The sequence below is a fragment of the Agromyces sp. GXQ0307 genome, from assembly GCF_044769845.1.
In the GTDB taxonomy this organism is placed as follows: domain Bacteria; phylum Actinomycetota; class Actinomycetes; order Actinomycetales; family Microbacteriaceae; genus Agromyces.
On record NZ_JBIZVY010000003.1, the window covers coordinates 121,802 to 142,725 of the forward strand.

General features: G+C 71.5%; 22 protein-coding genes. 19 read left to right on the forward strand and 3 right to left on the reverse strand.

Translation table 11 applies throughout. The features are described 5' to 3' along the window. Nucleotides 1-10: 10 nt before the first annotated feature. The 12 genes from ACIQH8_RS10585 (at nucleotide 11) to leuA (ending at nucleotide 11,484) form a co-directional block, all read left to right on the forward strand. A complete protein-coding gene (locus tag ACIQH8_RS10585) occupies nucleotides 11-745 on the forward strand; it encodes a 16S rRNA (uracil(1498)-N(3))-methyltransferase (protein WP_400998216.1) in 735 nt (244 codons plus the stop codon). A gap of 24 nt (nucleotides 746-769) precedes the next feature. After that, a complete protein-coding gene (locus ACIQH8_RS10590; RefSeq protein ID WP_400998219.1) occupies nucleotides 770-1,126 on the forward strand; it encodes a histidine triad nucleotide-binding protein in 357 nt (118 codons plus the stop codon). A gap of 76 nt (nucleotides 1,127-1,202) precedes the next feature. Further along, nucleotides 1,203-2,237 carry a PhoH family protein gene (locus ACIQH8_RS10595; protein ID WP_400999790.1) on the forward strand — a complete coding sequence of 345 codons (1,035 nt, stop codon included), beginning with the start codon at nucleotides 1,203-1,205 and terminating at the stop codon, nucleotides 2,235-2,237. Beyond that, the gene (gene ybeY / locus ACIQH8_RS10600; protein ID WP_400998221.1) at nucleotides 2,234-2,695 is read left to right on the forward strand and encodes an rRNA maturation RNase YbeY; all 462 of its coding nucleotides are present in this window, start codon (nucleotides 2,234-2,236) and stop codon (nucleotides 2,693-2,695) included. Before ACIQH8_RS10595 ends, ybeY begins: the two co-directional genes overlap by 4 nt. Before the next feature lie 2 nt (nucleotides 2,696-2,697). Continuing rightward, a complete protein-coding gene (locus tag ACIQH8_RS10605; RefSeq protein WP_400998223.1) occupies nucleotides 2,698-4,017 on the forward strand; it encodes a hemolysin family protein in 1,320 nt (439 codons plus the stop codon). Further along, complete coding sequence (gene era / locus ACIQH8_RS10610) at nucleotides 4,014-4,907, forward strand: GTPase Era (protein ID WP_400998226.1); 894 nt, start codon at nucleotides 4,014-4,016, stop codon at nucleotides 4,905-4,907. The genes ACIQH8_RS10605 and era overlap by 4 nt, the downstream gene beginning before the upstream one ends. Before the next feature lie 58 nt (nucleotides 4,908-4,965). Continuing rightward, the gene (locus ACIQH8_RS10615) at nucleotides 4,966-5,235 is read left to right on the forward strand and encodes a hypothetical protein (protein WP_400998229.1); all 270 of its coding nucleotides are present in this window, start codon (nucleotides 4,966-4,968) and stop codon (nucleotides 5,233-5,235) included. A 97-nt stretch (nucleotides 5,236-5,332) separates the two neighbouring features. After that, nucleotides 5,333-6,532 carry a sensor histidine kinase gene (locus ACIQH8_RS10620; protein ID WP_400998231.1) on the forward strand — a complete coding sequence of 400 codons (1,200 nt, stop codon included), beginning with the start codon at nucleotides 5,333-5,335 and terminating at the stop codon, nucleotides 6,530-6,532. After that, complete coding sequence (locus ACIQH8_RS10625; RefSeq protein ID WP_400998234.1) at nucleotides 6,529-7,197, forward strand: response regulator; 669 nt, start codon at nucleotides 6,529-6,531, stop codon at nucleotides 7,195-7,197. The genes ACIQH8_RS10620 and ACIQH8_RS10625 overlap by 4 nt, the downstream gene beginning before the upstream one ends. A 103-nt stretch (nucleotides 7,198-7,300) precedes the next feature. Further along, nucleotides 7,301-8,062 carry an ABC transporter ATP-binding protein gene (locus tag ACIQH8_RS10630; RefSeq protein ID WP_400998236.1) on the forward strand — a complete coding sequence of 254 codons (762 nt, stop codon included), beginning with the start codon at nucleotides 7,301-7,303 and terminating at the stop codon, nucleotides 8,060-8,062. Continuing rightward, a complete protein-coding gene (locus ACIQH8_RS10635) occupies nucleotides 8,059-9,459 on the forward strand; it encodes an FtsX-like permease family protein (protein WP_400998239.1) in 1,401 nt (466 codons plus the stop codon). Before ACIQH8_RS10630 ends, ACIQH8_RS10635 begins: the two co-directional genes overlap by 4 nt. Before the next feature lie 249 nt (nucleotides 9,460-9,708). Further along, nucleotides 9,709-11,484, forward strand: coding sequence for a 2-isopropylmalate synthase (leuA, locus tag ACIQH8_RS10640; protein WP_400998242.1), 1,776 nt, complete (start codon nucleotides 9,709-9,711; stop codon nucleotides 11,482-11,484). Nucleotides 11,485-11,584: 100 nt separating this feature from the next. Here the strand turns inward: leuA and ACIQH8_RS10645 are convergent, their stop codons facing one another. Next, on the reverse strand, nucleotides 11,585-12,244 hold the full coding sequence (locus ACIQH8_RS10645) for a trimeric intracellular cation channel family protein (protein WP_400998244.1): 660 nt from the start codon (nucleotides 12,242-12,244) through the stop codon (nucleotides 11,585-11,587). 36 nt (nucleotides 12,245-12,280) lie between these two features. Next, the gene (locus tag ACIQH8_RS10650; protein WP_400998247.1) at nucleotides 12,281-13,027 is read right to left on the reverse strand and encodes an SDR family oxidoreductase; all 747 of its coding nucleotides are present in this window, start codon (nucleotides 13,025-13,027) and stop codon (nucleotides 12,281-12,283) included. A gap of 126 nt (nucleotides 13,028-13,153) precedes the next feature. Here ACIQH8_RS10650 and recO point away from each other — a divergent pair, with 126 nt between their 5' ends. The 4 genes from recO (at nucleotide 13,154) to ACIQH8_RS10670 (ending at nucleotide 15,642) form a co-directional block, all read left to right on the forward strand. After that, complete coding sequence (recO, locus tag ACIQH8_RS10655; RefSeq protein WP_400998250.1) at nucleotides 13,154-13,891, forward strand: DNA repair protein RecO; 738 nt, start codon at nucleotides 13,154-13,156, stop codon at nucleotides 13,889-13,891. Further along, nucleotides 13,888-14,697 (forward strand): isoprenyl transferase, encoded by an 810-nt coding sequence (locus tag ACIQH8_RS10660; RefSeq protein WP_400998252.1) that lies wholly within the window; start codon nucleotides 13,888-13,890, stop codon nucleotides 14,695-14,697. Before recO ends, ACIQH8_RS10660 begins: the two co-directional genes overlap by 4 nt. Before the next feature lie 160 nt (nucleotides 14,698-14,857). Further along, nucleotides 14,858-15,523 (forward strand): DsbA family protein, encoded by a 666-nt coding sequence (locus tag ACIQH8_RS10665; RefSeq protein ID WP_400998254.1) that lies wholly within the window; start codon nucleotides 14,858-14,860, stop codon nucleotides 15,521-15,523. Further along, entirely contained in the window at nucleotides 15,520-15,642 is a 123-nt protein-coding gene (locus ACIQH8_RS10670) for a hypothetical protein (protein ID WP_400998256.1), read from the forward strand. The genes ACIQH8_RS10665 and ACIQH8_RS10670 overlap by 4 nt, the downstream gene beginning before the upstream one ends. 58 nt (nucleotides 15,643-15,700) lie before the next feature. On the opposite strand, the gene ACIQH8_RS10675 is transcribed toward ACIQH8_RS10670, so the two are convergent. Continuing rightward, nucleotides 15,701-16,186, reverse strand: coding sequence for an aminoacyl-tRNA deacylase (locus ACIQH8_RS10675; RefSeq protein ID WP_400998259.1), 486 nt, complete (start codon nucleotides 16,184-16,186; stop codon nucleotides 15,701-15,703). A gap of 93 nt (nucleotides 16,187-16,279) precedes the next feature. On the opposite strand from ACIQH8_RS10675, the gene dusB reads away from it, so the two are divergent. From dusB to dnaG, 3 genes are read left to right on the forward strand one after another with little or no spacing between them, the layout of a single operon-like run. Further along, complete coding sequence (gene dusB, locus ACIQH8_RS10680; protein ID WP_400998262.1) at nucleotides 16,280-17,434, forward strand: tRNA dihydrouridine synthase DusB; 1,155 nt, start codon at nucleotides 16,280-16,282, stop codon at nucleotides 17,432-17,434. Between the two features lie 4 nt (nucleotides 17,435-17,438). After that, on the forward strand, nucleotides 17,439-18,698 hold the full coding sequence (locus ACIQH8_RS10685; protein WP_400998265.1) for a deoxyguanosinetriphosphate triphosphohydrolase: 1,260 nt from the start codon (nucleotides 17,439-17,441) through the stop codon (nucleotides 18,696-18,698). A gap of 48 nt (nucleotides 18,699-18,746) precedes the next feature. Then, on the forward strand, nucleotides 18,747-20,807 hold the full coding sequence (dnaG, locus tag ACIQH8_RS10690; protein WP_400998267.1) for a DNA primase: 2,061 nt from the start codon (nucleotides 18,747-18,749) through the stop codon (nucleotides 20,805-20,807). The last annotated feature ends 117 nt before the right edge of the window (nucleotides 20,808-20,924 follow it).

A 20,924-nucleotide genomic window follows, 5' to 3' on the forward strand; every position in this document is an offset into this window, starting at 1 on the left:
GGATGCCGCGATGAGCCACCTCTACCTCGACGAGTCGCTCGACCTCGACTCCGTGAGCCGCGGCGACGCGGTCGGACTCGACGGCGACGAGGCGCGGCACGCGGTGACCGTGGCGCGGCTGCGCGTCGGCGAGGCGGTGTCGATCGGCGACGGCCGGGGCCGCATCGTGCACGGACCGGTGACCGTCGCCGAACCCCGCCGACTCGAGATCGAGGTCGCGAGCGTCGCCGACGAGCCGGAACCCTCGCCGCGGCTCACGCTCGTCCAGGCGCTCGCGAAGGGCGACCGCGACGAGCTGGCCGTGCAGGCCGCGACCGAGCTCGGCGTCGACCGGATCGTGCCGTGGTCGGCCGCGCGCTCGGTGTCGCGATGGGAGGGCCCGAAAGCCGAGAAGGGCCGGGCCCGCTGGTCGAGCATCGTCCGCGAGGCCGTGAAGCAGTCGCTCCGGGCCCGGATCCCCGCGGTCGAGGCGGTCACGTCGACCCGTGGGCTCCCGGCACGGCTCGACGGCGAGCGGATGCTGCTGCTCGTGCCCGGCGCGGAGACGCCGCTCTCCGCCGTCCGCGCCGACGGTCGCGACCTCGCGCTCGTCGTGGGCCCGGAAGGCGGCATGGACCCGGTCGAGATCGAGCGGCTCCGGGAGGCCGGCGCGGAAACCGTGCGCCTCGGCGACTCGGTGCTCCGCACGTCGACGGCGGGCCCCGCCGCGATCGCCGTGCTCTCGGTCGCGCTCGGACGGTGGTGAGCCATCCGTCGCTACGATGGAGTGATGAGCGGAACGGCTGAGCCCACGGTCTTCGAGCGCATCGCGGCCGGCGAGATCCCGGCGCGGGTGGTCGCCGAGACCGACCGCGTCATCGCGTTCCACGACATCGCCCCGCAGGCGCCGGTGCATGTGATCGTCACGCCGCGCATCGGCCGGCATCGCGATGTCGTCGAACTCGCCGCCGACGATCCCGAGCTGCTCGCCGAGCTGGTCTCGGTGGCCAAGGGCGTCGCCGACGACCTCGCTGGCGGGCAGTTCCGCCTCGTCTTCAACACCGGCTCCGCCGCGGGCCAGACGGTGTTCCACGTGCACGCCCACGTCCTCGGGGGCGGCCTCAGGGAGGGTTCGCTTGGCGGCTGACGACGCGGGGGAATTCCCGCTCTCCGGATCCGAGACCCGCTCCGACGAGGAGCGACTGCAGATCGACGGCATCGCCATGGTTCGGCTCCTCGGGCCGCAGGACCGCCTCCTCACGACCATCGAACGGGAGTATCCCGGCGTCGACGTGCACGTGCGCGGCAACGAGTTCGCCATCCGCGGCGAGGCCGAAGAGCGCCGCCGCGTCCGCCGCCTCGTCGAGGAGCTCCTCGAGCTCGTCCGCGGCGGCGGCGACCCGACACCCATCGAAGTGAGGAGCTCGGCCCGAATGCTCGATGCCGACCCGAATGCCCGTCCGTCCGAACAGCTCGGCCAGGTCATCGTCTCCAGCCGCGGCAAGTCGATCCGGCCGAAGACCGAGGGCCAGCGCGCCTACGTCGACGCGATCGACGAGCACACCATCGTGTTCGGCATCGGTCCGGCCGGTACCGGCAAGACCTACCTCGCGATGGCGAAGGCCGTCCAGGCGCTGCAGCGCAAGGAGGTCAACCGGATCATCCTGACCCGACCGGCCGTCGAGGCGGGGGAGCGGCTCGGGTTCCTGCCGGGCACGCTCACGGAGAAGATCGACCCGTACCTGCGGCCGCTCTACGACGCGCTGAACGAGATGATGGACCCCGAGGTCGTGCCGAAGCTGCTGGCGACGGGCACCGTCGAGGTCGCACCCCTCGCCTACATGCGGGGCCGCACGCTGAACGACTCGTTCGTGGTGCTCGACGAGGCGCAGAACACGACGCCCGAGCAGATGAAGATGTTCCTCACGCGCCTCGGCTTCGGCTCGAAGATGGTCGTCACCGGCGACATCACGCAGGTCGACCTGCCGGGCGGCTCGAGCGGTCTCCGGCTGGTCACGCGCATCCTCGACGGCGTCGAGGACATCCACTTCGCCCGGCTGACCAGCGACGACGTCGTGCGACACACGCTCGTCGGCCGCATCGTCGACGCCTACACCGAGTACGACCAGCGCACCCAGGCGCAGCGCTACGAGCGCGACCAGGCGCGCGAGTTCGCGAACCGTGCCGAGCGTCGCGGCGCCGACCGGCGCGGCGGGCCCGGCCCACGTGACCACCTCCCGAGGAAGAGACAGCCGTGAGCATCGAGATCAACAACGAGTCCTCGATCGAGGTCGACGAGTCGGCGCTCCAGCGCCTCGCGGTGTATGCGCTCGACATGATGCACGTTCACGCCGACGCCGAACTCGCGATCGTGCTCGTCGACGAGGGTGCCATGGAGCAGCTGCACGTGCAGTGGATGGACGAACCGGGCCCGACCGACGTCCTGAGCTTCCCCATGGACGAACTCCGGCCCGGCACGGCCGAGGAGCCCGCGCCGCCCGGCCTCCTCGGCGACGTCGTACTCTGCCCGCAGGTCGCCGAGGCGCAGGCGAAGGCCGCCGGGCACGCCCTGCTCGACGAGCTGCTGCTGCTCACCACGCACGGCATCCTCCACCTCCTCGGCTTCGACCACGCCGAACCCGCCGAGGAGAAGGAGATGTTCGGGATCCAGCGCGACATCCTCGTCGGCTTCTCGATGCAGGAGCGACGCCGCTGACCATGCTGCCCTGGCTCTTCCTCGCGGCCGCCCTCGTCCTCGTCGCGTTCGGCGGCCTCATGGCCGCGGTCGACTCGGCGATCGGGGTCGTGTCGCGCGCCGACATCGTCGACCTCGCCATCGGCGCACGCGCCCGCCGCTCGCTCCTCGCGATCGCCGACGACACGGGCGCGCACGTGAACGCCGTGAACTTCATGCGCATCCTCGCGGAGACGACGGCGGCCGTACTCGTGACACTCGCGTTCACGTTCTTCATCGACGAGGTGTGGCTGGTCCTGCTCGTCTCCGCCGCGGTGATGACCGCGGTGTCGTTCGTGCTCGTGGGCGCCAGTCCACGCAGCGTGGGGCGCGCGCACCCCGACACGGTGCTGCGACTCTCGGCGCCGCTCATCCGGTTCGTGCGAGTGCTCCTCGGGCCGATCGCGAACGCACTGGTCTCGCTCGGCAACCGGGTCACCCCGGGTCGCATCCGGTTCGCCGGAGTCTCCAGCGAGGAGCAGCTCCTCAGCATGGTCGACGAGGCGACGGAGCTGGAGGTGCTCGAGCAGGCCGACCGGGAACTCATCCACTCGATCTTCGAGTTCAGCGACACGCTCGTCCGCGAGGTCATGGTGCCGCGGACCGACATGGTCACGATCGAGTCCTCGGCGCACCTGCCGCAGGCGATGGCGCTGTTCCTCAAGGAGGGCTACTCGCGCATCCCGGTCATCGATCGCGAGGCCGACGACATCGTGGGCGTGCTCTACCTGCGCGACCTCGCCCGGCTCGGCTTCGAGCGCCCGCTCGACGCCGCCACCCTGACGGTCGCGGACCTCGCTCGCCCTGCCGCGTTCGTCCCCGAATCGATGGGCGCCGACGCCCTGCTGCGCCAGATGCAGCTCGAATCGAACCACCTGGCGATGGTCGTCGACGAGTACGGCGGCATCGCGGGCCTCGTGACGCTCGAGGACCTGATCGAGGAGCTCGTCGGCGACATCTCCGACGAGTACGACCGCGAGGCCGCGCAGGTCGAGGAGCTCGGCGAGGGGCGCTACCGCGTGAACGCACGCCTTCCGGTCGACGAGCTCGGCGAGCTGTTCGGCCTCGACCTCGAGGACGAGGACGTCGACTCCGTCGGCGGGCTCCTCGCCAAGGAGCTCGGCCGTCTCCCGCTCCGCGGCGACCGGGTGAGCGTCAGCGGCCTCCTGCTGGAGGCCGAACGCACGGAGGGGCGCCGCAAGCGCATCGCGACGATCCTCGTCGAGGCCGACCAGGCGCTCATCGACGTCCGTGCGGCGTTCGCCGACGACGAGCCAGCCACCCACGAGGGGATCCGCCCATGACCGACTACCGCGCCGGCTTCGTCTCCTTCGTGGGACGCCCGAACGTCGGCAAGTCCACGCTCACGAACGCGCTCGTCGGCGAGAAGGTCGCGATCACGAGCTCGAAGCCGCAGACGACGCGGCGCGCCATCCGTGGCATCGTGCACCGAACGTACGGCCAGCTCATCGTCGTCGACACCCCGGGGCTGCACCGGCCGCGGACGCTCCTCGGCGAACGCCTCAACTCGCTCGTGCAGACCACGCTCGGCGATGTCGACGTGATCGGCTTCTGCGTGCCGGCGAACGAGGCGATCGGTCCGGGGGACCGGTTCATCAACGAGCAGCTCGACCAGTACCCGCGCGCGAAGAAGGTCGCGATCGTCACGAAGACGGATGCCGCGGGGAAGGCGAAGGTCGCCGAGCAGTTGCTCGCGGTCTCCCAGCTGCGCGAGTGGGACGCGATCATCCCCGTGTCCGCGCCGAGGGGCGAACAGCTCGACGTGCTGGTCGACGAGCTGCTGCAGCTGATGCCGCAGTCGGAGCACCCGCTCTACCCGGCAGAGACGACGACCGACGAGGACACGGCCGAGCGGATCGCCGAGTTCGTGCGCGAGGCCGCGCTCGAGGGCGTCTCCGACGAACTCCCGCATTCCATCGCGGTCACGGTCGACGACATGATCGAGCGCGAGGACAAGGACCTGCTCGAGGTCTACGCCAACCTGTACGTCGAACGCGACAGCCAGAAGGGCATCATCATCGGCAAGGGCGGCGCGCGCCTCCGCGAGGTCGGGGAGCGCGCTCGCGCGCAGATCGAGGGGCTGCTCGGGCGGAAGGTCTACCTGGCGCTGCACGTCAAGGTCGCGAAGGACTGGCAACGCGACCCGAAGCAGCTCGGGCGGCTGGGGTTCTGACGCTCGCCCGATGCGCGCGGGAGGCATCGCGGCACGGGTCGAGCCGAGATAATGGAGCATGACCTCCTCCGTCGCACGCACCTCCAATCCGACCGCCTGGGCCGCGTTCTGGGTGGCGCTGGCCGGCCTCGTGCTCATGCCCATCCCGCTCTTCATCGGGCTGATCCTCGGCGGCGGCCTGTCGATCATCGCCGCGATCCTCGCCGTCATCGCCCTCTTCAAGGGACTGGCGCGCAGCGGCACCGGCATCGCGCCCGTCGTGTTCGCCGCGATCTTCATCGCGCTCACCTGGGGCGGCATCTCCGTCGGGGGCGGCGTCATCTGGTAGGGAGGTCCGCGCCCGAGCTCGGCCGCGGGGTCAGCCGAGCGGATGATTCCGCTTCGGGCGAGTCGATCGGGTCGATGCCGGGGCGTACCGTGAGTCGGTGAGCATCTCGACCCAGCGCGCCACGCTCATCGTCGACGGCATCCTCGCGGCGGTGTTCTTCGCCGTGTGCGTGCTCTACGCGTTCGTCGGCGGGTGGCCCGACGTCATCGTGGTGACGCTGTTCTCGGCAGCGCTCGTGCTCCGCCGGGTCGCCCCCGGCGCCGCACTGATCGTCGCGTGGGCCGCGGCCGGTGTGCAGCTGTTGCTGCTGCGCGACCTGCAACCGGCGGATGCCGCGGTGTTCGCGGTCGTCTACTCGACCTCCGCCCACGGCTCCCGAGCCGTCCGCTGGTGGGGCCTCGGCTCGGCCGGTGCCGGAGCCGTGCTCGCCGCGGTCTACCTCGCGCTCGTGAAGCCCGCGGTCGACGGGGTGGGCGTCCCCGCGACATCCGAGGCCCTCGCCCTGCTCGCCTGGACCGCCCTGCTCTTCGGTGCGGCGCTCGCGGGGCTCGTGCTCGCCTGGACCATCGGCCTGCTCGTGCGCACCGTGCGCGACGCGCGCGCGCAGCGGCGCCGCGCGGAACTGGATCGCCGTGAGCGCGAGCACGCGGAGTACCGGTACGTGGTGGAACAGGAACGGACCCGGATCGCGCGAGACATGCACGATGTGGTCGCGCACTCGCTCGCGGTCGTGATCGCGCAGGCCGACGGCGCTCGCTTCGCGGCGCGTACGCGGCCGGAGGCGGCGACCGAGGCCCTGGACACGATCGCCGCGGTGGCGCGAGCCGCGCTGGGCGACGTCCGACTCCTGCTCGGCGAGCTGCGACACCGCGAGGGGTCGGCGCCGCAGCCGGCGCTCGACGACCTCGACGACCTCGTCGCGCAGGTGCGCGCCGCGGGGCTCGACGTTCGCCGCACCGAGCGCGGTGAACGCGCGGCACTCGGGGCCGGTCACCAGATCGCCGTGTACCGCATCGTGCAGGAGGGGCTCACGAACGCGCTTCGGCACGGCGACACCGGCGAGGCGGTGCTCCTCGACCTCGACTGGGACACGGACGGTGTCGCGGTGCGCCTCGACAACGCCCTTCGAGCCGGCGCGCGTCATGATGACGAGGCGGGCGACGGCCCGGCGGCCCCTCGGCACGGCATCCCCGGCATGCGGGAGCGCGCCGAGCTCGCAGGCGGATCGTTCGCCGCCGAGGCGGATCGCGGGCGATTCGTCGTGACCGCCCGCATCCCCGCCCGGGCCGCCGCATGAGCGGCATCCGCGTCGCCCTCGTCGACGACCAGGCGCTGTTCCGCGCGGGCATCCGCATGCTCGTCGAGTCGCAGCCCGACCTCGTGTTCGCGGGCGACGCCGCCGACGGGCGTGCGGCGGTCGCCCTCGCCGAGCGCAGCCGCCCCGACGTGATGCTCATGGACGTGCGGATGCCGCAGCTCGACGGCATCGCGGCGACCGAACAGATCCTGGCCGGCGCCGAACGCGAGGGCCGGCAGCCGCCGCGCATCCTCGTGCTGACCACGTTCGACCTCGACGAGAGTGCGGCTCGCGCCATCCGGGCCGGCGCGAGCGGGTTCGTGCTGAAGGACGCGGAGCCCGAGTTCCTGCTCGCCGCCATCCGCACCGTGCACCGCGGCAACGCCGTCATCGCGGGGAACGCGACGCGGGAGCTCATCGCGCACGCATCGCGGGGGAGCGGCCGCCGCCCCGCCCCCGCTGCGTGGGCCGACCTCACCACGCGAGAGCGCGAGATCTTCGCCCTCGCCGCGAAGGGGCTCTCGAACGCCGAGATCGCAGCGGCCGAGTTCCTCGGCGAGGCGACCGTGAAGACGCACCTCAGCCGCGTGCTCGGCAAGCTGGGCCTGCGCGACCGCGTGCAGCTCGTGGTGTTCGCCTACGAGCACGACCTGCCGACCGGCTGAGACTCGGGGCGACGGTGCGGCCGTCGAGGTCATCCGAGCGGATGACGCGGCCGCGACGATCGGCGGACGCGCACGCTCCGGGCGCCTCCGTAGCGTCGGGGCCATGGAGATCCAACCCTCAGACCTCGGACTCGTCGCCCGCGTCGCCGGCCTCGGCAAGCGCTACGGAGCGGGCGCAGGCGCCGTCACCGCACTCGAGAACGTCTCGCTCGGCCTCCGCCGCGGCGAGTTCACCGCGATCATGGGGCCCTCGGGCTCGGGCAAGTCGACCCTCATGCACATCATGGCGGGCCTCGACTCGCCGTCCGGCGGCCGCGTCTGGCTCGGCGACACCGACATCACCGAGCTTCCGGACGGTGCGCTCACGGTGCTCCGACGACGCCGGGTCGGCTTCGTCTTCCAGGCGTTCAACCTCGTGCCGACGCTCGACGTCGAGGGCAACATCCTGCTGCCGTTCGAGCTCGACGGGCGCCGCCCGAGCCGGGAGGAGCGGGCAGAGATCGACGCGCTGATCGACCGACTCGGCCTCGCCGACCGGCTCGGGCATCGGCCGCACGAGCTCTCCGGCGGGCAGCAGCAGCGGGTCGCGATCGCGCGGGCGCTCGCCACGCGCCCCGACCTCGTCTTCGCCGACGAACCGACGGGCAACCTCGACTCGCGGACGGGACGGGAGGTGCTCGCGATCCTCGCCGACGCGAGCCGGGACCGCGGGCAGTCGATCGCAATGGTCACGCACGACCCGATCGCCGCGAGCCACGCCGACCGCATCCTGTTCCTCGCCGACGGACGGATCGTCCGCGACGCGCAGCGCACGAGCCCCGAGGAGATCGCGACGTACATGCTCTCCATGGAGCGTGCGGCGTGATCGCGCGCCTCCGCACCGAGCAGGGCCCGACGCTCGTCGTCGCGACGCTCGCGTCGACCTTCGGCGTGGCGCTCCTGCAGGTCACCGGCTACCTCGGGTCGGCGATGCGCGCCGACGACGTCACCGGGTCGAGTGGAACCGTCGCGCTGATGCTCGCGATCATCGCGTGGGTGTTCATCGTCATCGCGGTCTACGTCAGCGGCGTCGTCACCGCGAACACCGTGGCGACGGTCGTGGCCGGGCGCACCCGGCAGATCGCGCTGCTGCGCCTGCTCGGTTCGACGGCGCGCGCACAGCGCGGTTCGATCGCCCGGGAGGGCCTCGCGATCGGCGCGACGGGGGCCGTGCTGGGACTCGTGATCGGCACGCTCGTCGCGATGGGACTCGCCGAGTGGGCGGCGGCGGCCGACGTGCTGCCACGCGTCGAGCACCCGTGGGCCGACCCGGTCGTGCTGCCACCGGCGATCGCGGCGATCCTGACGACCTGGCTCGCGGCGTGGGCCGGATCCCGCCGCGTGCTGTCGGTGCGCCCCTCCGAGGCGCTCGGCAACTCGGCTGCGCGTTCCCGGCAGGAGCTCGCCTCGGGCCACGGCCGCACGGCGACGGCGGCGACGCTCGCGATCCTCGGAACGTTGCTCCTCCTCGCCGGTGTCGCGCTCGGCCTCGTCACCCCGCTCGGCGTGCTCGTCGGTCTCGTCGGCGGCATCCTCTCCTTCACGGGCATCGTGCTCGGGGCGCACGTCGTCATGCCGCCGGTCCTGCGCCTCGTGGGACGCGTGCTCGGCACCTCGCCGTCGGCGCGACTCGCCGCGGAGAACGCCGTCCGCCATCCGGAGCGGAGCTCGCGCATGACGATCGGCCTGGTCATCGGCGTGACGCTCGTCACGATGTTCGCCGTCGCGATGGAGTCGTACCGCGACCTGTTGCTCGCGGCGACCGACGACCGACCCGACCTCCGCGCGGGCATCGAGCAGATGGTCTCCGCGACGGTCGCCGTGTTCGGGATCCTCATCGGATTCAGTGCCCTCATCGCCGCCGTGGGACTCGTCAACACGCTCTCGCTGAACGTGCTCCAGCGCACACGGGAACTGGGGCTGCTGCGTGCACTCGGCTTCGAGCGGCGCCAGCTCCGGACGATGGTGCTCGCCGAGGCGGCCGCGCTCACGGCCGCCGCGACGGCCACCGGACTCGTGCTCGGCACGTTCTACGGCTGGGCGGGCGCGCAGGCGATGCTCGGCAGTGCGCAGGGCGAGCCGCTCGTCATCCCGCCCTCGATTCCGTGGGGCGTCGTCGGCGTGCTCGTCGTCGCGGCCGGCGTGCTGACGCTCGTGGCCTCGATCGCGCCGTCGCGGCGTGCGATGTCGGTCTCGCCGGTCGGGGCACTCGCGATCGAGTGAGGGCCGAGCGGATGCCGCGGGGCGGGTGCCGGACCATGGGGGGCGGCACCCGCCATCCGCGTCTCCGCACCCCCGCCGGCATCCGTCGTCGTCATCGGTTGCGCCCGCCCGCGCGCGCGGTGTTAGCCTAGGTCCGTGCTTCACGGCCTGCTTCTCCTTAGCTGCCGCAGCGAGTCCTAGTTCACAGGCCTCCCTCGCTGCGGAGTCTGTCGTCGGCTGAAAACCCCGAAGAGCGAGAAGAGCACCCTGATGAAGAACACCCAGAAGCCCTCCGCGATGCCGGTGCATCGCTATCGCCCGTACCACGAGCAGATCCGCGTCGACCTGCCCGACCGCACGTGGCCGTCCCGGCGCATCGAGAAGGCGCCGCGGTGGTGCGCGGTCGACCTGCGCGACGGCAACCAGGCGCTCATCGACCCGATGAGCCCCGAGCGCAAGCGCATCATGTTCGACCTGCTCGTCAAGATGGGCTACAAGGAGATCGAGGTCGGCTTCCCGTCGGCGAGCCAGACCGACTTCGACTTCGTCCGCAGCCTCATCGAGGAGGGCGCGATCCCCGACGACGTCACGATCCAGGTCCTCACGCAGGCGCGCGACCACCTGATCGAGCGCACGTACGAGTCGATCCGCGGCGCGAAGCAGGCCATCGTGCACCTCTACAACTCCACGAGCGTCCTCCAGCGCGAGGTCGTGTTCCGCACCGACCGGCAGGGCATCATCGACATCGCCCTCCACGGCGCACGCAAGTGCCGCGAGATGGAGGCGACCGTGCCCGGCACGACCGTCTACTACGAGTACTCGCCCGAGAGCTACACCGGCACCGAGCTCGAGTTCGCGGTCGACGTCTGCAACCGGGTGCTCGAGATCCTCGAGCCCACGCCGGATCGGAACGTCATCATCAACCTGCCGGCCACCGTCGAGATGGCCACGCCCAACGTGTACGCCGATTCCATCGAATGGATGAGCCGGCACCTCGCGCACCGCGAGAACGTCCTGCTCTCGCTGCACCCCCACAACGATCGCGGCACGGCGATCGCGGCCGCCGAACTCGGCTACATGGCCGGCGCCGACCGCATCGAGGGCTGCCTGTTCGGCAACGGCGAGCGCACCGGCAACGTCGACCTGGTCGCCCTCGCGATGAACCTGTTCACGCAGGGCATCGACCCGCAGGTCGACCTGTCCGACATGGACGAGGTCAAGCGCACGGCCGAGTACTGCAACCAGCTGCCGGTGCCCGAGCGCAGCCCGTGGGCCGGCGACCTCGTCTACACCGCGTTCTCCGGCTCCCACCAGGACGCGATCAAGAAGGGCTTCGAGGCCATGGAGGCCAGGGCCGACGCCCGCGGTGTCTCGGTCGACGACCTCGTCTGGGCCGTCCCGTACCTCCCGGTCGACCCGAAGGACATCGGCCGCAACTACGAGGCCGTGATCCGCGTGAACTCGCAGTCGGGCAAGGGCGGCGTCGCCTACCTGCTGAAGACCGATCACGCGCTCGATCTGCCGCGTCGCCTCCAGATCGAGTTCTCGGGCGTCGTGCAGGCGAAGACCGACGCCGAGGGCGGCGAGGTCACGAGCGAGGAGATCTGGTCGATCTTCACGGACGAGTACCTGCCCGCGCCGCAGGATCGACCCGACGAGAAGTGGGGCCGGTTCGAGCTGCTGTCGATGCGCAGCGAGAGCGACCTGACCGGCGAGGTGCGCGTGCGCGTCGGCCTCCGCGACGGCGACGAGCGCGTCGACGCCGACGGCTCCGGCAACGGCCCCGTCGCGGCGTTCCTCTCGGTGCTCGCGGCCGAGGGCGTCGACGTGCGCGTGCTCGACTACAGCGAGCACGCGATGTCGGCCGGTGGCGACGCGATCGCCGCGGCCTACGTCGAGTGCCAGGTCGAGGGCCGCACGCTCTGGGGCGTCGGCATCGACGCCGACATCTCGACGGCGTCGCTGAAGGCCGTCGTCTCGGCCGTGAACCGGGCGCTGCGCGCGGTGCGCGTGCGCGAGGAGGTCGCGGAGCCCGCCCTGGCCTGATCCGTCCGTGAACGGGCGGGCGCGCCATCCGTCGTCGCCCGCCCCGATCACGGAGCGGCACGCTCAGCTGCGCAGCGCGACGCCGACGTCTCCGGCCGGATCAGGCGCGGCGCCACACGCGCCAGCTGCCGATCGCGCGCTGCTCGGGCAGGCTCCACCCGAATCTGACGGACAGCAGCCGGATGACGGTCGTCACGACCACGCACGCGATCGCCGCGACCAGGATGTTCGCGCCGAGGAGCACCATCGTCACGAGCAGGACGGTCCCGCCGGCCGCGGCGACCGCATACAGCGATCCGACGTGCATGAGCGCGATCGGCAGGTTCAGCGCGACGTCGCGGAGGATCGACCCGCCGACGGCGGCGACCACGCCGACGAAGACCGCCGGGACTTCGGGCACGCCGTATGCGAGCGCCTTCGTCGTGCCGATCGCCGCGAACAGCCCGATCGTGACCGCGTCGAGCGCGATGATCAGCGAATTCAACCGGTCGAAGATCCGGATGAGGAGCATGCCGACGAGCGCCGCCGCCGTCGCCACGACGAGGTACCAGTTGCTCCGCATCGCGGCGGGCAGCTGGTTCAGCAGCAGGTCGCGCAGCAGACCGCCGCCGAGCCCGACGATGATGCCGATGAGCGCGACGCCGAGCAGGTCGATGCGGTGCTCCTTGATGCGCGAGGCGAACATCGCGCCCTGCAGGGCGCCGATGCCGACCGCCGCGAGGTCGGCCCAGAGCGGGATCGTGAAGGGCGCGACGGTCATGCACCGGTTCTACCACGGCGGATGCCGCGGCTCGCGTCAGCGCGCGCGGGCGAGGTACTGCTCGAACGTGATGCGCCCGTAGGGCTCGCCGGGAACGAGGTTCGCACCCGAGCGGAAGGCCTCGAACCGGGTGCCGGGAAGGCGGAACGCGGCCGTCGGCCGCCGCGAGCCGCGCTCCGACAGCCATGCGCGGGCCAGGTCGCGCGCGGTGCGGACCTCCGGTCCGCCGATGTCGGGAGCGATGCCGAGCACGTCGTCGTCGAGCAGCTCGATCAGCCGGGCCGCGACGTCGTCGACCGAGATCGGCTGGAACGAGAACGCCGGCGCGAACACCACGGGCGAGAAGCGCTGGACGCGGAACAGCGTCGCCACGAAGTCGTGGAACTGCGTCGCCCGCAGCGTCGTCCAGCGCAGGCGGGACTCCGCGATGATCCGCTCGGAGGCGCGCTTGCCGCCGTAGTACGCGAGCGGGATGTGGTCGATTCCGACGATCGAGGAGTACAGGATGCGCGGCCGGCCCTCGTGCTCGGCGGCGTGGACGAGCCGTCGGGTGATCTCGGTGTCGTCGCGACTCGTCGTGGCGAGGTGCATGACGGCGCCGACGCCCTCGAGCGCGGCCTCGACCCCCTCACCGGTCTCGAGGTCGCCGAGCAACGTGCCCGGCGAACCCGATCGGCTGAGGACCCTCACGTCGTCGCCGCGCGCTCTGAGCTGCCGCACCACGGCGCGGCCGAGCGTGCCGGTGCCTCCCGTGATGAGGACTGGTGCGGACGACGTGGTCACCCGACCATTCTGCATCGACGACGGCGAGGTGCGCGCAGCGCCGCCATGCGGCATCCCTCGCCCGCTCGCACGCAGCGGGCGGCGCGGTCGCGGACCTCCGGGGGCGGTCGGTGGGAGAATCGACGGGTGCCCGTGTATCGAGATGACGCCGTCGTGCTGCGCACCCACAAACTGGGCGAGGCCGACCGCATCGTCACGCTCCTCACGCGCCGCCACGGCAAGATCCGCGCCGTGGCGCGGGGCGTCCGGCGCACGGCGTCGAAGTTCGGCTCGCGGCTCGAGCCGTTCATGGTCGCCGACCTGCAGCTCTACGAGGGCCGCACGCTCGACGTGATCACGCAGGCCGAATCGATCGGCGCGTACGGCGCCGAGATCAGCCAGGACTACGCCGCGTACACCGCCGCGAACGCGATGGTCGAGGCCGCCGATCGCCTGACCGAGGCCGAGGGCTCGCTGCAGCAGTACCTGCTGCTCGTCGGCGCCCTCCGCTCGCTGTCGCGGCGCGAGCACGGCCCCGACCTGACGCTCGACTCCTACCTGCTGCGCGCGCTCGCGATCGCGGGCTGGGCGCCGAGCTTCGAGGACTGCTCGCGCTGCGGAGCGCCCGGGCCGCACACCGCGGTCGTCGTACAGCTCGGCGGGGTCGTGTGCGACGCGTGCGCCCCGCCCGGTACGCCTCGTATCACCCCGACGACGGTGCATCTGCTGGGCGCGCTCCTCGCGGGTGACTGGGCGGTCGCCGAGGCCGCCTCGCAGCGCGACCGCGGGCAGGCGAGCGGTATCGTCGCGGCGTACGCCCAATGGCATCTCGAGCGCGGCCTGCGCTCCCTCTCCCACGTCTCCCGAGGAACGGCTCCAGAGTGACCCCCAAGCCCTACACCCACAAGGACGCGGTGCCCTACCGTCCGCTCGATTGGACCGGCCTCACCCCGCCGGCGTTCCCGAGGGGCTCGGTTCCCGAGCACGTCGCCATCGTCATGGACGGCAACGGTCGCTGGGCGAACCGGCAGGGCCTCACCCGCATCGAGGGGCACAAGGCCGGTGAGGAGGTGCTGCTCGACGTCGTCGCGGGAGCCGTCCAGGCGGGCGTGAAGCACCTCTCGGTGTACGCGTTCTCGACCGAGAACTGGAAGCGCTCGCCCGACGAGGTGCGCTTCCTCATGGGCTATAACCGCGACGTGCTGCATCGCCGGCGCGACCAGCTCAACGAGTGGAACGTGCGCATCAGGTGGGCCGGCCGCCGGCCGCGGCTCTGGAAGTCGGTCATCGACGAGCTCCAGGTCGCCGAGCGCCTCACCGCGGGCAACACCGGGCTGCAGTTCACGATGTGCGTGAACTACGGCGGGCGCAACGAGATCGTCGACGCGGTCCGCGCGATCGCCGACGACGTCGCCGCGGGTCGCATCCGACCGTCCGCGGTGTCCGAGCGGCTCATCGAGCGGCACCTCTACGTGCCGGACATGCCCGACGTGGACCTGTTCGTCCGCAGTTCGGGGGAGCAGCGCACCTCGAACTTCCTCCTCTGGCAGTCGGCGTACGCCGAGATGGTCTTCCTCGACACGCTCTGGCCCGACTTCTCGCGCGTCGACCTCTGGAAGGCGATCGAGCTCTATGCATCGCGAAATCGCCGCTTCGGCGGGGCCGTCGACGCGCCGGACGCGGCACCCTGACTCTCGCGCTGCCGCAACAGAGGCGCCTGCCGCACCAGAGCGCGGAGATACGATCGGACACGCCGCGTCCGAGGCATCCCGATCGGTGCGCCCGATCGTATCTCCGCAGAAGCGTGCCGATCGGGGAATACTCGAGCCGACGCATCCGTTCGCAGACATCGTGACTTCCCCCATCAAGATCGACATCTGGTCCGACATCGCGTGCCCCTGGTGCTACATCGGCAAGCGCCACCTGGAGGCCGGGATCGCCGCACTCGGCGACGACGCGCCCGACGTGGAGATCGAGTACCACTCGTTCGAGCTCTCGCCCGACACGCCGCTCGACTTCGAGGGCTCGACGACCGAGTACCTCTCGAAGGCGAAGGGCCTGCCGCTCGACCGCGTGGAGCAGATGCTCGAGCATGTCACCGGCGTCGCCGTGCAGGCGGGGCTCGAGTACCACTTCGAGACGGTCGCGCACACGAAGACGCTGAAGGGCCACGAGCTGCTGCACCTCGCGAAGGCGCACGGGAGGCAGCTCGAGATGAAGGAGCGGCTGCTGAAGGCGTACTTCACCGAGGGTGGGCGCGTGAACCGCATCGACGAACTGGTCGGCTGGGCCGAGGAGCTCGGCATCGACGGCGGCGAGGCGCGCGAGGCGCTCGAGTCGGGCCGCTACGCCGACGACGTGCAGGCCGACATCGCGCAGGCGCGCGCGTACGGCATCCAGGGCGTGCCGTTCTTCGTGTTCGAGGGGAAGTACGGGGTCTCGGGTGCGCAGCCGTCGGAGGTGTTCGCGAACGTGCTCACGCAGGTCGCGGGCGAGCAGGACGGGGCCGCGGCGTGAGCGACGACCGGGCGACGGATGCCGCGCCCTCGCCGTTCACGATGATCGACGGCGATCCCGGCGCCCTCGTCTGCGAGGGAGACGTGTGCGTGCTCCCCTCGGCGGACGAGCTCCGCTGACTCGGGATCACTTCACCGGGTCTCGACACGCGCGGCGCGCTCCTCTGACCCACCGGCCTCATTCGGGGTCGCTGATGTCGGCGACCGTCGCGTCGAGCGCCGTGATGAGGGCATCGGCGTCGACGAAGAGGCTGCGGCCGTGCTCGCCGGCCCCCATCGAGACGCGGCGGCCGACGACGGTCTCGTCGACGACGACGGGCCAGTCGATGCTCGAGCCGAGCGGGGTGATCGTGCCGCGCTCGTAGCCGGTCGCGGCGAGCGCGAGCGAGGCGTCGGGCAGCTGGAGCTTGTTCACCGAAAGCAGTGCGCGCAGCTTCGGCCAGCTGATCTTGCGACCGCCCGGGACGAGCGCGAACACGTAGGTGTCGTCGCTGCGCTTGACGACGAGCGACTTCACGATGTCGCCGGGCTCGATGCCGAGGAGCTCGGCGGCCTCCTCGAGGCTCCGTGCTGCTGGACGTTCGATCACCTCGATGTCGAGGCCGCGCGCCGCGGCATCCGCCTGCACCCGCTCGACCCCCTGCAACCCGGCGAAGCGCGTCATGCCGTCCTCCCCACTGCCGTCATGCCCGCATCCTATGCGCCGTCGCCGCGCGCCCGGACGGAACCGGCTCGCCGTCTGGGAGAATCGATGACGATGCCAACGACCACGACCCCCGCCCGCCCGCTCACGATCGGCGGCCTCGACCTCGAGGTGCCGGTCGTGCTCGCGCCCATGGCGGGCATCACGAACACGGCGTTCCGCCGGCTCTGCCGCGAGTTCGGCGCCGGCCTGTACGTCTCCGAGATGATCACGAGTCGCGCACTCGTCGAGCGCACGCCCGAGTCGATGCGGCTCATCACGCACCACGAGTCCGAGACGCCCCGCTCCCTCCAGCTCTACGGGGTCGACCCCAAGACGGTCTCCGAGGCCGTGACGATGCTCGTCGCGGAAGACCGCGCCGACCACATCGACCTGAACTTCGGCTGCCCCGTGCCGAAGGTCACCCGCAAGGGCGGGGGAGCGGCGCTGCCGTGGAAGTCGGGTCTGTTCCGCGACATCGTCGAGGGCGCGGTGAAGGCCGCCGGCGACATCCCGCTCACGGTGAAGATGCGCAAGGGCATCGACGCCGACCACCTCACCTACCTCGAGGCCGGCCGCATCGCCGAAGGCGCGGGCGTCGCGTCGATCGCGCTGCACGCGCGCACCGCGTCGGAGTTCTATTCGGGTCAGGCAGACTGGCCGGCGATCGCGAAGCTGAAGGAGACGGTGACCAGCGTTCCCGTGCTCGGTAACGGCGACATCTGGTCGGCCGACGATGCGCTTCGGATGGTCGAGGAGACCGGGTGCGACGGCGTGGTGGTGGGGCGCGGATGCCTCGGGCGCCCGTGGCTCTTCGGCGACCTCGCCGCGGCCTTCCGCGGCGAGCAGTCCAAGGCCGAGCCGTCGCTCGGCGACGTCGCACGAACCTTCCGGCGCCACGCGGAGCTGCTCACGGAGTTCTTCGACAGCGAGGAGCGCGGTTGCCGCGACATCCGCAAGCACGTCGCCTGGTACTTCAAGGGGTACCCGGTCGGGGGCGACCTGCGCGCCAAGCTCGCGACGGTCGACACGCTCGCGCACCTCGACGACCTGCTCGGCACGCTCGACTGGTCGATGCCGTACCCGGGCGAGGGTGCGGAGGGACCGCGCGGTCGCGCCGGCACGCCGAAGAACCCGTCGCTGCCCGACGGCTGGCTCGACTCGCAAGACCTGGCGGGCCACGATCGGGCGACGCTCGTCGACGCCGAGCTCGATACGAGCGGCGGCTGATCGCGTGCGAGATCGACTCTTCGGCGGCTACGACGAGGCCGACGCCGAGCGCTTCCTGCCCGAGCAGCACGAGAACCGGCGGCGGAGCGACTTCGCACGCGACCGCGCGCGCCTGCTGCACTCGAGCGCGCTCCGGCGACTGGCGGCGAAGACCCAGGTCCTGAGCCCGACCTCCGGTCTCGACTTCGCCCGCAACCGCCTCACGCATTCGCTCGAGGTCGCGCAGGTCGGCCGCGAGCTCGCGACGAGCATCGGCCTCGACCCCGACGTCGTCGACACGGCGTGCCTCGCGCACGACCTCGGCCACCCGCCGTTCGGTCACAACGGCGAGAAGGCGATGAACGCCTGGGCGGCCGACATCGGCGGCTTCGAGGGCAACGCGCAGACCCTGCGGATCCTCACGCGACTCGAGCCCAAGGTCTTCTCGGCGGACGGGCGCTCGCTCGGCCTGAACCTCACGCGTGCGAGCCTCGATGCGAGCTGCAAGTACCCCTGGCCAGAGCGCTCCGGCGTCGGCGACCCCAGTGGTCGCACCAAGTTCGGCTTCTACGCCGACGACACCGACGTGTTCGAGTGGATGCGACGCGGCGCCCCCGAGCGCCGGCTCTGCATCGAGGCGCAGGTCATGGACCTCTCCGACGACATCGCCTACTCCGTGCACGACTTCGAGGACGCGATCGTCGGCGGCTACATCGACGTGGCCGCGCTCGGCCGCCGCGTCGACCACGACGAGCTCGTCGACGCGATGGTCGAGTGGATCGGCGGGGCGTTCGGTCACGACGAGCTCATCGCCGCGTTCGACCGGCTCGACTCGCTCGACGTGTGGATCTCGGAGTGGACGGGCAGTCGTCGCGACCAGGCGGCCCTGAAGAACCTCACGAGCCAGCTGATCGGCCGCTTCGCGCACGCCGCCACCGAAGCCACCCGGGCGCACCACCCCGTCGCGAGCCTCATCCGGTTCGATGCCGACGTCGTCGTGCCGCGCTCGATCCAAGCCGAGATCGCCGTGCTCAAGGGCATCGTGGCCGCGTTCGTGATGTCGCGAAACACGCGCCAGCCGATCTACTCTCAGCAGCGGCAGGTGCTCAGTGCCCTCGCCGACGCCCTGTGGGAGGCGGGAGACGCGCACCTCGACGCCGGATTCGCCGAAGACTGGCGGGCGGCGGCGGATGACGCGGCGCGTCGCCGTGTCGTCGTCGACCAGGTCGCGAGCCTCACCGACCAGTCCGCGCTGTCGTGGTACGAACGGCTCGTGCAGCGATGACGTGCGTGCGGGGCCGCGCGTCGGCATCCGCGGAATAGGATTGACGACATGGCGGGCCGCATTCGACAGAGCGATGTCGAAGAGGTCAAGGCCCGCACGAACATCGCCGACATCGTCGGCGAACACGTCTCGCTGAAGTCGGCCGGCGTCGGCTCGATGAAGGGGCTCTGCCCGTTCCACGACGAGCGCAGCCCGAGCTTCCACGTGCGACCCCAGCTCGGCTTCTACCACTGCTTCGGCTGCGGTGAATCGGGCGACGTCTACACGTTCCTGCAGCGCATGGACCACGTGACCTTCACCGAGGCCGTCGAGCGCCTCGCCGGGCGGATCGGCTACGAGCTCCACTACGAAGACGGCGGCGGACCCGCAGAGGGAGCCGGCAACCGGGCGCGCCTGCTCGCCGCGAACCGGGCGGCCGAGGAGTTCTTCCTCGAGCAGCTGGGCACACCGGAGGCCGAGGTCGGGCGCCGGTTCCTCGGCGAGCGCGGCTTCGACGCCGAGGCCGCCCGTCATTTCGGCGTCGGCTTCGCGCCGAAGAGCTGGGAGACGCTCACGAAGCACCTTCGGGGCAAGGGCTTCACGACCGAGGAACTCGCCGCGTCGGGACTCGTCTCGCAGGGCGACCGCGGCGTCTACGACCGGTTCCGCGGCCGGCTCATCTGGCCCATCCGCGACGTGACCGGGCAGACCGTGGGCTTCGGTGCGCGGAAGCTCCTCGAGGACGACCCGGGCCCGAAGTACCTCAACACCCCCGAAACGGCGGTCTACCACAAGGCGCAGGTGCTGTACGGGCTCGACCTCGCCAAGCGCGAGATCTCGAAGACCCACCGCGTCGTCGTCGTCGAGGGCTACACCGACGTGATGGCGTGCCATCTCGCCGGCGTCACGACCGCGATCGCGACCTGCGGCACGTCGTTCGGCGTCGATCACATCAAGGTGCTGCGCCGCGTGCTCGGAGACGACTCGGGCGTCGGAGAGGTCGTCTTCACCTTCGACGGCGACGCCGCCGGGCAGAAGGCCGCGATGCGCGCCTTCGCCGAGGAGCGGCGGTTCGCGGCGCAGACGTTCGTCGCGGTCGCGCCCGACGGGCTCGACCCGTGCGACCTGCGACTCTCGCGCGGCGACGCCGCGGTGCGCTCGCTCGTCGAGACGAAGACGCCGATGTTCGAGTTCGTGATCCGCACGACGCTCGCCCGCTTCGACCTCGAGTCCGTCGAGGGGCGCGTCGCCGCACTCCGCGCGGCCGCACCGATCGTCGCCGAAATCCGCGATCCCGCACTGCGACCCGGCTACACCCGCGAACTCGCTCGCATGCTCGGCATGGAACTCGACGAGGTCGGCCGGGCGGTTCGCACGGCGGGCGCGCGGGCGCGCGACGGCGATCGAGACCGCGGCGGCGAGCGAGATCGAGACCGCGGCGCCGAGCGCGGTCGCGGCGATCGGCGGCCCGATGAATCGGCCAGGCAGGTGAGTGCAGGTTCGGAGCCCCGCCCGGCGGGGCGCCCCGACATGCGACCCGACGGGTCCGTGCCGGCGGGTGCGGCGGGTTCGTCCGTCATCGGTACGGGCGCGCCATCCGACCGGCCCTTCTCGATCACGATGCTGCCGAACGACCCGGCGACCCGCCTCGAACGCGACGCCCTCCAGGTCATGCTGCAGTACCCCGAGCTCGTCGGCGACGACCTGCTGCGCCACGGCGTCGACTGCCGGTTCGGCAACGGCACGCTCGCGGTGGTGCGCGACGGCATCGCGTCGGTGCTCGCCGCGGCATCCGTCGCCGCGACCTCGCCGGGCGCGGTCGCGACCGGCTCGTCGAAGGCGGCCCGGCCCGTCACCGTCGAGCGCGTCGTCGCCGAGGTGCCGCCGCCGTTCGGGTCGATCGTGCAGCAGCTCGCCGTGCTCCCGGTGCCCCAACGAGGCGACGCCGAACTCACCGCCTACGTCCGCGGTGTCGTGGGCGCGCTCGTCGACCGCGAACTGCTGCGCCAGAAGCAGGAACTGCTCGGCAGGCTGCAGCGCACCGACCGCGCCGACACGAGCACGTACGCGATGATCCAGCGGGCGCTCGTCGACCTGGAGCGCGAGCGGCGGGCGCTGCGAGGCGACTGATCGCAACGCGAGTGCGGATCGACAGGCGGCAGATCCGAGGACTGCTCATCGTGTGCAGCTCGTCGTCCCGCCAAGGTTGCAGAACGGTCACATTCGGGCTCGGATGGCCCCCTCTCC